Annotated in this window: 10 protein-coding genes; 2 read left to right on the top strand and 8 right to left on the bottom strand. The window is 66.5% G+C overall.

What is annotated here, in order from left to right; genetic code table 11:
- Positions 1–123: 123 nt before the first annotated feature.
- From ACN4E0_RS14520 to glnE, 8 genes are all read right to left on the bottom strand, one after another.
- On the bottom strand, positions 124–402 hold the full coding sequence (locus tag ACN4E0_RS14520; RefSeq protein WP_419568997.1) for a hypothetical protein: 279 nt from the start codon (positions 400–402) through the stop codon (positions 124–126).
- Positions 399–3,614 (bottom strand): type ISP restriction/modification enzyme, encoded by a 3,216-nt coding sequence (locus ACN4E0_RS14515; protein WP_419568995.1) that lies wholly within the window; start codon positions 3,612–3,614, stop codon positions 399–401. The genes ACN4E0_RS14520 and ACN4E0_RS14515 overlap by 4 nt, the downstream gene beginning before the upstream one ends.
- A gap of 223 nt (positions 3,615–3,837) precedes the next feature.
- Positions 3,838–5,139, bottom strand: coding sequence for a cytochrome P450 (locus tag ACN4E0_RS14510; RefSeq protein WP_419568993.1), 1,302 nt, complete (start codon positions 5,137–5,139; stop codon positions 3,838–3,840).
- Positions 5,139–6,686 carry an acyl-CoA synthetase gene (locus ACN4E0_RS14505; RefSeq protein ID WP_419568991.1) on the bottom strand — a complete coding sequence of 516 codons (1,548 nt, stop codon included), beginning with the start codon at positions 6,684–6,686 and terminating at the stop codon, positions 5,139–5,141. The genes ACN4E0_RS14510 and ACN4E0_RS14505 overlap by 1 nt, the downstream gene beginning before the upstream one ends.
- Positions 6,687–6,842: 156 nt before the next feature.
- Positions 6,843–7,523 carry a M23 family metallopeptidase gene (locus ACN4E0_RS14500; protein ID WP_419568989.1) on the bottom strand — a complete coding sequence of 227 codons (681 nt, stop codon included), beginning with the start codon at positions 7,521–7,523 and terminating at the stop codon, positions 6,843–6,845.
- A gap of 140 nt (positions 7,524–7,663) precedes the next feature.
- The gene (locus ACN4E0_RS14495) at positions 7,664–8,464 is read right to left on the bottom strand and encodes a ferritin-like domain-containing protein (RefSeq protein ID WP_419568987.1); all 801 of its coding nucleotides are present in this window, start codon (positions 8,462–8,464) and stop codon (positions 7,664–7,666) included.
- On the bottom strand, positions 8,461–8,934 hold the full coding sequence (locus ACN4E0_RS14490; RefSeq protein WP_419568985.1) for a peroxiredoxin: 474 nt from the start codon (positions 8,932–8,934) through the stop codon (positions 8,461–8,463). The genes ACN4E0_RS14495 and ACN4E0_RS14490 overlap by 4 nt, the downstream gene beginning before the upstream one ends.
- Entirely contained in the window at positions 8,931–11,612 is a 2,682-nt protein-coding gene (gene glnE / locus ACN4E0_RS14485; protein WP_419568983.1) for a bifunctional [glutamate--ammonia ligase]-adenylyl-L-tyrosine phosphorylase/[glutamate--ammonia-ligase] adenylyltransferase, read from the bottom strand. Before glnE ends, ACN4E0_RS14490 begins: the two co-directional genes overlap by 4 nt.
- 100 nt (positions 11,613–11,712) lie before the next feature.
- Between glnE and ACN4E0_RS14480 the strand changes: the two genes are divergently transcribed.
- The gene (locus ACN4E0_RS14480) at positions 11,713–13,407 is read left to right on the top strand and encodes a M28 family metallopeptidase (RefSeq protein WP_419568982.1); all 1,695 of its coding nucleotides are present in this window, start codon (positions 11,713–11,715) and stop codon (positions 13,405–13,407) included.
- Positions 13,408–13,447: 40 nt separating this feature from the next.
- Positions 13,448–13,765 (top strand): agmatine deiminase family protein (locus tag ACN4E0_RS14475; RefSeq protein WP_419569031.1); only part of this gene is annotated, 318 nt, incomplete at its 3' end.

Genomic DNA, 13,765 nt, shown 5'->3' with positions numbered 1-13,765 from the left:
TGTCGCGTGTCGCTAACGGACCGCATTCACGCCGGGGCTACGCTGACGCTGGCGCTCGAAAGCACGGACATGGACGAGGATATGCGCGGCGTGGCGGAACGGTTGCGGGGGGGGGGCCGGCCGTCAGGCCGCGAGGCCGAGCCGTTCCATTTCCTGCGCGAATTCGAAGCACAGTTGGTCGGCTTCGTCGTCGGGCAGCCACTTGGCCATGTTGGGAAAGACGATCCGCCAGACCCGCTGCTTCTTTTCGGGCCAGGGCACGTCGGGCGCGGCGCGGGCGGTTTCGAGAATGCCGTGCAGCCGGCGACGTACGCGATTGGGATCGGGCAAAATATCGGGCTGACGCTGTTCGGCCATGCGGCCGTCGCCATCCCCGAACATGCTGAATTGATCGCCGCTCATTCGTTCTCGTCCGTCAGGCCCAGTTCGTCACGGCTGAGAGTATCCTCAAGCACGCTGGCGAGGACAAGGTCGGCCCGGTCGAACCAGTGGAGAAGTTCGTGGATGCGCGCCGCAACATCCCGGAATTGCGGCCAATATTCGGGTCCGGGCAGGCCGGCCCGGGCATCGGCCCAGCGCTTGAGCACGCGATAGCCCGACACCGAGAATTCCCACACGCGCGCGGGCAAGCCCTCGAACTTGCCGCTGCCGTCCTCGCAGAAAAACCATTCGCCGCCGTCCTCGTGCAGGCCAACCGCGCCGGTGGCTTCGCTGCGCAACCGGACGAAGTCCTTGGGGCGGAATTCAGCGGCCGTTTCGCGGGCGAAGCCTTCGAGCGCGCGGATTTTGGCCCCAATAGCCGCTGCCTTTTTGAATAGGTCGGGATCGGCGGGGAAGGGGATATGGGGGAAGGTGTCTTCAAGGTCTTCGGCGAAGCGCACGGTGTAGCTGGTCGCCGATAACAGCGCGAGGATCGCGTCGAACAGGTCCTCAGGACGGACAGTTTCGCCATAGGCTGCGGCGACGGCTGTGAGGATGACTGGGTCGAAGTTATGGGCTTGGGGCCCTTTGCGACGGTCGTAGAGCGGGAAGGCATAGCCACCGTAGCTGCCGCGAAACGAATGGTAATCAGGCAACTGCGCGTGGCACCAAGTAGCTGGGCCCAGACCAACGCCAGATGGCATCGTATACAAGGCAGCGTTATCGCCACCCCATGCCGATTGAAGTGCTGGTCGGAGAAAATCTCCATACCTCGAATGATTATAGAGATATCGGCGATCGAGAGGTCTATAAATCACCTCCGATATGTTACCCGAGCTTGCCGGTATCGCTCTCGCGTCCGCCCATTTCCGATCCCGGGTATCGTGAAAAGCAGCGATCGCCTCTTTCTCTGACCCGCCAACGAAGCTCTCAATCCGTTCGATTAGCGCGTCACGGTCAACGTGGTAAGCGAATTGGTCACGTTTCGTTTGCATTCCGCTGGAATTGAACTCGAAGAGCTCTGAAACTGAAACCCATTCGCCATTGCTGAAGGCAACGGGCTTAAAATCGTCCAGCAATCCCCTCTGGACGATGGAAGGATCGCCCGACTGCCCGGCCGCCTGCATGCGCTCTAACCAATCCAGCTTGGCCTTTTTGCTAAACTTCTCCGCTTCCCAGCTATCGGAATAATGCACCTCGGCCAGCTGACCATCGGCTTTGCTGCCGTCGGCTACCGCCACACAGATTGCGGTGCCAACCTGGATGTTGAACACGCCCTGGTCGCGCTCGACATCGCCGCGCACCCCAGCGCGCACGTCGCCGCGCAGGTCGATGATCTCGAGCCGGTCGAACCGCTCGCGCATCATCTTGCGCAGGCCCGCATAGGGCCAGCCGGTCAGATATTTGCGGTTGGTGATGAAGGCGATGACGCCTTTCTTTGGCGCATTCTCGGCCTCGAACAGTTTCCATATCGCCCAGCGCCAGAAGGCGACCGAGAATTCAGGGAAGGTGTTCAATTGGCCGCCCTTGCCCGCATCCTTCACGGGCTGCTTGAGATCGGGCCATACGTCCTCGTTCATCCAGCGCCCGACGAGCGTTTCGTCCTCGCCTTCCTCCAGCCGCTTGTAAGGGGGGTTGCCGATGATCGCGAGGATGCGTTCGCGCGTTTTGATTTCGTTGGCGCGTTCGCGCTCTTCGTCGATCGGCACGCCGGGGATGCCGAGGCGGCCCATCGGGGTGATCGCGTCGGGGCGGCTGAGCGTATCGGTGAGATAGATGCCGAGGCGCGGCAATTGCACGGGCTGCGGCGCATCCTCGCCATCGTCCGCCGGGCGATTGGCGAGCGCGTGATGCAGCCGATAATGCGCCACCGCATAGGGGCCGATCAGCAGTTCGAACCCGAACATGCGCGTGGCGAGGTCCTTCAGCGCCATGCTCGCAGCGGGGCCGCCTTCCTCCTCCATGACCTGCTCGCGCACGCGTTCGGCAATGCCGAGCAGGAAGGTGCCCGTGCCGGTCGCCGGGTCGAGAATGGTGACGGCGGGATCGCGCAGGCCCTTGGTGCCGAGGTCATCGCGCAGCACGCGGTCGAGCGCGCCGACCATGAAGCGCACCACCTGCAGCGGGGTGTAATAGACGCCATAGCGTTCGCGCGCCTCGGGATCGAAGACGCTGAGGAAATCCTCGTAGAAATAGAGGATCGGGTCGCGCCCGTCGCGACGCGGGGCGAGGATCTTGGGATCGAAGCTGTTCACGCAATCGCGCATGACGTCGAAGCCGATCCCGACCGAATCGATCACCCGCGGATCGCTGATCGCCTCGAGCGTGCCTTTCATCAGCGGATGCTCGGGCGGCATGTGGCGCGCGGCATCGGGGCCGACCTTGCGCTTGTCCGCCTCGGTCTCGGTATTCGCCAGATGCTCGCGCACCAGCAGCAGGCCGAAAGCGAGCGTTTGCGCAAAGGCACTGGCGAAAAGCTCGTCGAAATCCTTCGCCGCATAGCCGCCGGCCTCGGGATGGGCATAGAGCACGTTGCGATAGGTCTGGCGGACCAGCATGAGGGGGTCGTTCTTGTCCGTCCCCGGATCGAGTTCGCTCACCCGTTCGCGCACCGCGCTCTTCACGATCCGCGCCGAATGGGCGAGCAGTTCGGCCAGCTGTTCGGCATTGCCCGCCGAGGGCGGCTGCGCGCGGGCGAGTTGCGCGAGCAGATCGAGAAAGCGCGTGGGATCATGCGCGTCGATCAGCGTGTCGGCGGATTTGTCGGACAGGTCGGGGTCGAGCGCATCCGCCGGGACGATCACGGCGTGGCCCTGCATCCGGTTGCGCTCGAACAGGCAGAAATCGGCGAAATTCGACGCCGACCAATGCGCCAGCTCCTGCAAGCGTTCGTATTGCCTCCGGTCGTGCGGCGTGGTCCATTTCTTTGGCTCGGCCGGCTTGAAGGGGGCCTTGAGCTCGATAAAGGCGCGCGGCAGTTCGCCATGCTTGATCAGAGCTATGTCGGGACGACCGACCCCGCTCTTGTTGTATTCGGGGGACACGGTGAAGGTCTCGATCGCGGGGAGCGTGGGAAGCAGCTGCTCGATCAGCGCCTGGAAACTGGGAGCCAGCCCGGTTTCGGGCGTGGCCGGATTGGCGCGCAATTTGTCGCGCACCGCCTTCGCATAGGCTTTAAGCAGATCGACAGTCACGCGGCGCATCCCCTTCCATCGCGCTTCGTTCTAGCGGCGTCGAGTCGCGCCGCAAGTGGCGGATTTTCCTACACGCCGCGCGTCTGCTAGCCTCGTATCGGCTCTTTCACACCTTGAATATCGCAAGCGAACCGCCGCGCCTTTGCACGGCGCGGCCCCGGATGGGTTTCATCAACTTGCGCCCGGTTTTGGCGTAACCTTCGTGTAAACTTCCGCAGGCGGGTCAGGCCGCGGAAAAGCGCAGCGGCAGCGTCTTCAGCCCGCCGACGAAGGTCGATTTCGAGCGTGCCGGCTCGCCCGCCAGTTCCACGCTTTCGATCCGGTCGAGCAGCGTCTCGAACAGGATGCGCATTTCCAGCCGCGCGAGATGCAGGCCGAGGCACTGGTGCGCCCCGGCACCGAAGGCGAGATGGCGGTTGGGGCTGCGCGCGGCGTCGAACCGGCGCGGGTCGTCGAACACCGCGGGATCGTGGTTGGCGGCGACGTAGTTCATCATCAGCCAGTCGCCCTTGGCAATGGGCTGCCCGCCGACCTCGGTATCCTCGGCCGCGGTGCGCATGAAGTGCTGCACCGGCGTGGTCCAGCGAATCGCTTCCTCGACGATGCCGGGGAGCAGCGAACGGTCCGCCTTCACCCTGGCCCACTGCTCCGGATCGCGCGCCAGCGCGAGCATGGCGCCCGCGGTGCTGGCGCTGGTGGTGTCGTGGCCGGCGGCGGCGAGGATGATGTAATAGCCCATCATGTCGCGGTCGTTGAGCGGTTCGCCGTCCACCACCGCATTGGCGATGGTGCTGGCGACATCCTGCGTGGGATTGGCGCGCCGCTCGGCGGTCAGCCTGGCGAAATAGGCCTCGAAGTCCTTGACCGCGCCCGCCACCAGCTGGGTGATCGCCTCGGGCGGGAGGTCCTTGATGCCCGACTGGTTCAGGTCTTCGTCGCTGCCGCCGAACAATTGCTGGGTCAGCATCAGCATGCGCGGCTCGTCTTCCTCGGGCACGCCCATGATCTGCATCACCACGTGGAGCGGATAGGGGGCGGACACGGCCTTGACGAAATCGGCCTCGTTGCCGCCTTCCAGCAGACGGTCGACGGCGGCATGGGCAATACCGCGGATCTCGTCTTCCACCGTGCGCAGGTTCTTGGGCATGAACCATTCCTGCGTCAGCTTGCGGTATTTCATGTGCGTCGCCCCGTCGAAGGTGACGAGGCTGGCGACGAGATGTTCGCTGCCGCCGGTCATCTTCTTGGCGAATTCGATTCCCTCGGTGAGGCTGAAGACCACCGTGTGCGGATTGTTGAGGAAGGTCGCATTGTCCTTCGACATGCGCATCACGTCGTCATAGCGCGTCACCAGCCAGAAGGGGGGATGGACGTGATCGTCCTGGCTGTCCGTCCAGGCGACCGGCATTTCCTCGCGCAACCGGTCGAAGATGTCGAGCAGCGGATCCCAGGCGGCGTAGCTGGCCGGGTCGATGACCGCGCGGGCGACCGCAGGATCGAGCGTCGGCTTCTCCCGCGTCGCCATCACGCCTGCTCCGTCTCGACTTCGGCCATGCGCTGGTACTCGTCGCGCAGCTCGCGCTTGTAGAGCTTGCCATTGGCCTCGCGCGGCAGCTGCGGGCGGAAATCGAACAGCTTGGGCATCTTGATCTTCGACAGGCTGGGGGCGAGGAAATCGCGCAGTTCGGCCTCGAGCGCGTCGCCGGCCTCACCCATGTCGATCGGCTGGACCACCGCCACCACCTTCTCGCCGAAGTCGGGACAGGGGGCGCCGATCACCGCCGCATCCATCACCTTGTCATGCGTGACGAGCAGGTTCTCGATCTCCTGCGGGTAGATATTGACCCCGCCCGAGATGATCATGTGGCTCTTGCGATCGGTCAGGAAGAGATAGCCGTCCTCGTCGACATGGCCGATGTCGCCCAGCGTCATCCAGCCCCTGGGATGCATCGCTTCGCGCGTCTTGTCGGGGTCGTTGTGATAGGTCGGGATGTTCTCGTTCTCGAAGAACAGCAGCCCGTCCTGCCCCGCGGGGACCTCGTTGCCCTCGCCATCGCAGACATGCAGCGTGCCGTGGATCGCCTTGCCCACGCTGCCCGGGTGATCGAGCCAGTCCGCCGCCTTGATCAACGTCATGCCGATGCCTTCGGAGCCGGCGTAATATTCGTTGATGATCGGCCCCCACCATTCGATCATCGCGCGCTTGATCGGGACCGGGCAGGGCGCGGCCGCGTGCAGCGCGCGCTGGTGGCTCGACAGGTCGTATTTCGTCCGCACCTCGGGATCGAGCTTGAGCATGCGCACGAAATGCGTCGGCACCCACTGGCTGTCGGTGACCCTGTATCTCTCGATCGTCGCCAGCGCGTGCTCGGGGTCGAACTTCTCGAGCACGACCACGGTCCCGCCGAGCCGCTGCGCGGTGGTGCCCCAGCCGAGCGGGGCGGCATGATAGAGCGGCGCGGGCGAGAGATAGACCATGCTGCCATCCGCAGGCATGCCGGCGCCCATCACCGCGAGGCCCATCAGCGGATTGACTGCCTGGATGTCTTCGTCCTGCGGCGGGGCGGGCTTGACCCCCTTGGGCCGGCCGGTCGTGCCCGAGGAATAGAGCATGTACTGGCCCGGCGCCTGGTCGGCGATCGGATCGGAGGGCTGCGCGGCCAACGCAGCCTCGTAGTCTTCCTCGTCCTCGCCGCCTACGATCAGCAGCGGCAGGTCGGGGCATTCGGCGCGGATGCCTCCGAGGACGTCGTCGAACTTGCGCGTGGTGAGCAGGAATTTCGCGCCGGCATCCTTGAGGATATAGGCGATTTCGGGTGCGGTCAGACGGGTCGAGATCGGCACCATCATCGTGCCGGCGCGCTGCGAGCCCCACACCACCTGCAGATAATGAACGTTGTTTTCCATCAGCACGGCGAAATGGTCTCCGCACCCCAGGCCCCTCGCGCGCAGCAGATGGGCGAAACGGTTGGCATAGCCGTCCATCTCGCCGAAGGTCACTGTCTCCCCGCTGCCGGCCATGATGATGGCGGGATGCTCGGGGCGCGTCTGCGCATGGGCGATGGGGTGCATGGGCTGTCCTCTCTCCTCTCCGTCGGCCCGTCGTCTGGCGCGGACTCATCCGGTTTCGCAAAGAAACCTACCTTAGCCACTTTCATGGGCAAGAAAAAAGGGCGGCGGGATCGCTCCCGTCGCCCTTTTTCACCGAACCCGCGGGTTCGTATGGCCTTATTCGTCGTCGCCGCCGCCCTGCCCGCCGGTGCCCATCGCAAGCGCGAAAGCGCGCTGGGCTTCCGATTCGACCATGTAGGGAACCGGGTTGACCGCTTCACCGTCGATGCGGACCTCATAGTGGAGGTGCGGACCGGTCGAACGGCCGGTGGTGCCGACGTAGCCGATAATATCGCCCTTCTTGACGCGCGTGCCGGCTGCGACCGCGATGTCCGACATGTGCGCGAAGCGGGTCTGCAGGTGGGCGCCGTGCTCGATCGAGACGAACTTGCCGTAGCTCGAGAACCATTCGGCCTTGCTGACGTAACCGTCGGCGGTGGCGTAGATCGGCGTGCCGACCGGCGCGGCCAGATCGACACCCTTGTGGCTGCGGCGACCGCCGAGCACAGGGTGCGTGCGCATGCCGTAGTCGCTGGTCAGCCGGGTGTCGTCGAGCGGCATGCGCGAGGGAACGGAAACCCGGGCTGCAGCCGGGGCCGCACCGTCGAGCTTGTCCCACTGGGCGAAAAGCTGCTGGAACTGAGCGTCATCGCCGGCCTGTGCCGGTCCGGCGACCTTGCTCATGTCGATCGCCCCGACCGCGGCGGCTGCGTTGGTTTCCTGGGCCTGAGCCGGAGCTGCGGCGATACCGAAACCTGCCATCACGGTGAGAGCAAGCGAAATGCGCTTGGTGAGCATGCAAAACCCGTCCATCCGGCGCTTTTGCGCCTGTTCGATCCCGAACGATGACGGCGTCCCGTGCCGCTACCGCTCTCTTTCCTGTCACTGCCGGAACCCCCCGGCGTCTCGTGAGTTTGGGTTAACGGTGAAAATCTTAATCAGGCAATAGTCGCGTAGTAGTCGCGCGGCAGGCCGCCTGCGAAACGCGCTGAGTCGTTGAACGGACCTTTCAGCCCTCCTGAAAAATACGTGTGGACGAGCTTTTGCCACGATTCTCGCGGATTTTTTCCCCGTGCCGCGCAGCATGCATGAAAGTGCTTGGAGCCGACCGCGACATGCCGGATTTCATCGTCAAGGATTCGTTCGAGGATGCGGGCGCCGCCGTTATCGCCCTGCGCACGGACGCGCTCGAGCGTCGCCGGGGTGACATCGAGTCCGCGCGCCTCGAGCACCATGGGCACCACAGCCAGCCGTGCGGCGACATCGTGCGCGGTATCCAGCGCCGCGCTCCATAACCCGTCGTGAACCGGCAGCGCGCCGTAACGCGAGCCGAGCGATTCGAGCTTGCGGGCGATCAGCGCGAAATGCATCGCCTCGTCGGCGGCCACAGCCAGGAAATCCGAGACGAACTCCTCGCCCATCGCCGCACCGAAGCGCCCGGCCATGTCGAGCGCAAGGTCGATGGCGACGAATTCGATATGCGCGAGCGCATGCCACAGCGCGATGCGATTGCGCTCGGACCCCATCTTGCCGCGCTTGGGCATGCGTGCGGGTGGCAGGAGCTCGAGCTCGGCTGGCCAGCACGGGCGATCGGGCATGGAGCCGTCGACCGCGAATTCGAGCCGTCCCAGCCGCCACTCGCGCGCGACCGCGCGCGCGGCGAACACCTTCGCCTGCGTCCCGCCCGTCAGCAGCGCCTCACGAATCGCGTCGCCGAGGTTGCGACGGCGGGGGGTCATGCCGATCGCGCTACCTCGAGCACTTCCTGCGCGTGCCCCTTGACCCGCACCTTTGGCCAGATGCGCAGGATGCGACCCGCTCCGTCGAGGAGATAGGTCGAGCGGATCATGCCCATATAGGTCCGGCCATAGTTCTGCTTCTCGCCCCACACGCCGAGCGCGTCCGACAGGCCGCCCTCCTGTGCATCGGTGGCGAGATCGACCGTGAGATCGTGCTTGGCGATGAAATTCCGGTGCTTCTTCGCCGAATCCTTGCTGACGCCCAACAGCCGCACACCGGCCTTCTCGAACTCCCCCTTGAGCGCGGAGAAATCCTTCGCCTCGGTGGTGCAGCCGGGCGTGTTGTCCTTGGGGTAGAAGAAGACCACCGCCTTCCGGCCAGCCAGATCGGCCTTGGTCACCGTTCCCCCATCGGGCGTTTCCATGCTGAAATCGGGAAAGGCATCGCCCTCGCCAAAACTGTCGCTCATCGGTCCATCTCCAGGGTTTCGCCGAATATGTCCTGCCACGCCGCCGCAACCTCGCGGCGGGCCGCGTCCAGCGCTTGCAGCAATTCCGCATAATCCTCGCACCCGCTTTGCCGCGCCAGCAACGCCGCGGCTGCGGCATTGGGGCGAGAGAGCTCGGGCGCGAGCAGCCGCGTACCGACCAGCAGCCGCGTCATCAAGTCATGCGCATCGCCAAGGGCGGCCGACAGGCTTCCAGCCTCGACCAGCGCCGCGATCGCGGCGCCCAGATCCGGGGTCAGGCCGATGCGCTCGCGCAGCTGGAGAAAATGCACGAGGAATTCGAGATCGACGAGCCCGCCACGCAGGAGCTTGGCATCGAGCGGGCCCTTGGACGGTTTGTGCGCGGCCATCTCGCTGCGCATCGCGAGCAGGTCGGCGCGGAGTGCGTCGGGATCGCGCGCGGCGCGGAGGACCGAACCGACGACATCGTCGATCTCCTCGCGCGCCGCCTCGCTGGCGGCAATCACGCGCGCCCGGGTGAGCGCCATGTGCTCCCAGGTCCAGGCATCCTCGCGCTGGTAGCGCGCAAAACTCTCGACGCTCACCGCGAGCGGCCCCTGCGCGCCTTGCGGGCGGAGCCGCGTATCGACCTCGTAGAGCGCGCCCTGCGCGGTCGGCACGCTCAGCGCGGCGGTCACCCGCTGGGCGAGACGGTTGAAATAGAGCGTCGCGCCGAGCGGGCGTTCGCCGTCGGACTCGCCTTCATGCGTGCCGGTGAAGAGATAGATGATGTCGAGATCGGAGGCATGCGTCAGCGCGCCGCCACCGAGCCGCCCGAGGCCGACAACCACCAGCTCGCTGCCTGCGATGCGACCGTGCCGCGCGGCGAATTCCTCCTCGGCGGCGACCAGTGCGACCTGCAGCGCGGCTTCGGCGGTGCGGGCGAGGCCGGCGGCGATCGCCAGCGGGTCGTGCGCCGCCTCGATCAGCTGGACGCCGAGCGCGAAACGCGTCTCGCCGGTGACCACGCGCAAGCGGTCGAGCCGCATCTCGTAATCGTCGCCACGCTCGCGCCGGCCCATGCGCTCGGCCAGCCCGGCAACGCTCCCGGGAAGATCGAGCGCGGTGCGATCGATCAGCGCATCGAGGAGGTCGGGACGTCGGGCAAGCTCGTCGGCCAGCGGCGGAGCAAGCGTCAGGCAATCCGCGATCAGCGCGAACAGCCCGGGTCGCGCCTCGAGCAGGCGGAACAGGTTGATCGCGCTCGGCAGGCGCGCGATCAGGCTTTCCCAGCGCACCAGAGCCGCGTCGGGATCGGGCGAGGCGGCGATCGAGGCGAGCAAGTCGGGGCGGATCGCCTCGAAGGCGCCCAGCGCGGCCGGGCTGCGCAGCGCCTGATATCGTCCACCCCTCCAGCCAGCCACCCGATCGGCCAGCTCGGTCGGGACGGGTGGCGGGTTGTCGTCGGCAGAGAGCGTGTGTGGCGCGCTGGCCGGTCCCGACGTCCGGTCCTGGTCGAGCAGCGCATCGAACCGTTCGGCCACCGGCCGGGCCAGATCGGCAACATGCGCGACGAGCGCAGCGCCGCCTTCGAGGCCGTGCAGCCGCGCGACATTGTCGAGCGCTTCGCCTGCGGGCAGCAAGTGCGTCTGCTTGTCGGCGACCATCTGCAGCCGGTGCTCGATCGTGCGCAGACCGTCGTAGCTTTCGCCCAGCAGGCGGGCGTCTTCAGGGGCGATCCGCCCCGTGGCCGCCAGCGCATCGAGCGCCGCGCGCGTGCCGCGTACCCGCAGCGAGGGGTCGCGACCACCGTGGATCAGCTGGTGCGTCTGGGCGAAGAACTCGATTTCGCGAATCCCCCCGCGGCCGAGCTTAAGGTTGTATCCCGGCTCGGGGCTCGCCGGTCCGCTCTGCTCGTCGCGGATGCGATGCGTGAGGCGGCGGATCTCGTCGATCGCGCCGAAGTCGAGGCTGCGGCGCCAGACGAAGGGGCGGATATGGTCGAGAAAGGCCTCGCCCGCGGCGATATCGCCCGCACAGGCGCGCGCGCGGATGAAGGCCGCCCGCTCCCACGCCAGCGCCGAGCTCTCGTAATGCGTGATCGCCGCGTCGAGCGGGATCGCCGGCGGGCTGACCTCGGCGGCCGGACGCAGCCGCAGGTCGACGCGGAAGACATAGCCTTCGCTGGTCACTTCGGAGAGCAGCCGTACCGCCTCGCGCGCATAGCGCTGCGCCGTCTCGCCGGGCTCGTCGCGTTCGCGGCGCGGCAGGGTCGCCGGGTCGAAGAGCAGGATCGGATCGATGTCGGAGGAATAGTTCAATTCGCCCGCGCCGTGCTTGCCCAGCGCCAGACCGATCATCCCCGCCGGTCCCGCATCGGGCACGCGCCGGGCGATCGCCGCAGCGAGCGCGGCATGGAGCGCCCGGTCGGCCAAGGTCGACAGTTCGCGCATGACCTTGTCGAGATCGAAGCCGCCGGCGAGGTCGCCGATCGCCAGTACCAGCGCGAGGCCGAGCCGCTCGCGGCGCAGTGCCGTGGCGACATCCTCCGTATCGACCCGCTTGGCGGCCATGAGCGCCGCCTCGCCATCGCCCGCCGCGAGCAGCTCGGCGAGCTCGGGACGGCGCTCGAGCGCGCGGGCGAGGAAGGGCGCATGCGCGCGGGCGCGGGTGAGCGCAGAGGTCCAGTCGGCAGCCATCCTCCGCTCCCTGCCGTCCCGTCCGCGGGCACGCAAGCTTGCCCTCGCGCGCCCATGCTGACAGAAGCCCCCCGCACGAGAAGCAAGAGAGGTAGTCGCAATGATCCGAACCGTTCTCGCCGCCGGCGCAGCGCTGGCTCTCACCGCCTGTTCGATGGGCCAGGATGGAGCCGCCAGCACCGCAGGCGCCGCGCTCGACATCCCTCAGGTCGCGGCCGGCGATCTCAACATCGACACGATGAAGAGCGTTACCGAGAAGCTGGCTTCGGACGAATTCGAAGGCCGCGCGCCGGGCACTCCCGGCGAGGACAAGACGGTCGCCTACCTGATCGAGGAATTCAAGCAGGCCGGGCTCGAGCCGGGCAACAACGGTTCGTGGACTCAGACCGTCCCCTTCGTCGAGATCGAAGGGCGGGACTTCAGCCCGCTGAAGATCGCGGGCCAGGGCAAGGAGATGAGCTTCGCCTTCGGCGATGATTGGGTCGGCGTGACCTATCGCGAGGACGAGCAGACCGACCTCGACAACAGCGAGCTGGTTTTCGTCGGCTACGGCATCAACGCCCCCGAGAAGGGCTGGAACGACTATGCAGGCGTCGACATGAAGGGGAAGACCGCGATCATCCTCGTCAACGATCCCGACTACGAGACCGAAGGCCTCGAAGGCCCGTTCAACGGCCGTGCCATGACCTATTACGGCCGCTGGACCTACAAGTATGAAGAGGCCGCGCGCCAGGGTGCCGCGGGCGCTATCATCATCCACGATACCTTCCCTGCCGCCTATGGCTGGAACGTCGTCGAATCCTCGTGGACCGGGCCGCAGGTCTATCCCGAGCGCAAGGACGGCGGCGCCGACCAGACTCTGGTCAACGGCTGGGTGCAGAAGCCGGTCGCCCAAAAGATCCTCGGCGCGGCGGGCAAGGATCTCGCCGCGCTCTCGGCCGCCGCCAAGAAGAAGGGCTTCAAGGCGGTTCCGCTTGGGCTGACCGCCTCGACCAGGTTCGGCAACACCGTCCGCAAGTTCGATTCGCAGAACGTCGTCGGCGTGCTCCCCGGCGCCGAGCGCCCTAACGAATACGTCCTCTACAGCGCCCATTGGGACCACCTCGGCCATTGCAAGCCCGACGCCACCGGTGACGACATCTGCAACGGCGCGGTCGACAACGCCACCGGCACCGCAGCGCTCGTCGCGCTGGCCGAGGCGCATGCCAAGGCCGGGCCGGCCGACCGCAGCCTCGTCTTCCTCGCCGTGACGGGCGAGGAATCGGGCCTGCTCGGTTCGGACTATTACGCCGCCAACCCGATCTTCCCGCTGTCGCAGACCGTGGGCGGGCTCAACATGGACGCGCTGTCGCTCGCAGGTCCGGCCAAGGACGTGACGGTGGTCGGCGGCGGCAAGAGCCGGCTCGACGAGTTCCTCGACGCCGCGCTCAAGCAAGAAGGCCGCACGGCGACTCCGGAATCGACTCCCGAGAAGGGCTATTACTATCGCTCCGACCACTTCAGCATGGCGAAGCGCGGCCTGCCGATGCTCTATGTCGACGGCGGCGAAGACCTGGTCGAAGGTGGCACCGAAGCCGGCCAGGCCTATGCCAAGGACTACACCGAGAACCGCTATCACCAGCCGAGCGACGAATACGATCCCGCCTGGGACTGGTCGGGCGCGTTGAAAGACCTCTCGCTCTACTACCGCATCGGCCGCATGCTCGCGATGAGCACCAGCTGGCCCAACTGGGTCGAGGGCGACGAATTCCGCGCCGCCCGCGACAAGAGCTGCGAAGGAGAGGGCGGCTGCTGAGCCGTCGGGACAGGTCGAGAAGGGCAGGCCGATGCAGATGATGCCGCCCGAATGGGCGCCGCAGGACTGGCTGTGGATCGGCTTCCCGCACGATGCGGAGGAATGGCCCGAGGTGCTCCCGCGCGCGCAGGAGCAGATCGCCGCCTTCGCCAATGCCGTGGCCGAAAGCGGGCAGGACGTCCGCCTGCTGGTGCGCGACGGGGCGAACGAGGCGCGCGCGCGCCAGCTCGTCTCGGGCGCGGTCACGCTCGAACGCCGCGCCTATGGCGACGTCTGGCTGCGCGATACCGGTCCGCTGGTGCGGTGCGGCGGGGAAGGCCCTGGCACCGGACGGCGCTTAGGCGTCAACTGGGGGGGG

This window comes from Qipengyuania sp. (assembly GCF_048550555.1).
Lineage (GTDB): Bacteria > Pseudomonadota > Alphaproteobacteria > Sphingomonadales > Sphingomonadaceae > Qipengyuania.
This window is presented reverse-complemented; position numbering and strand designations above follow the sequence as displayed.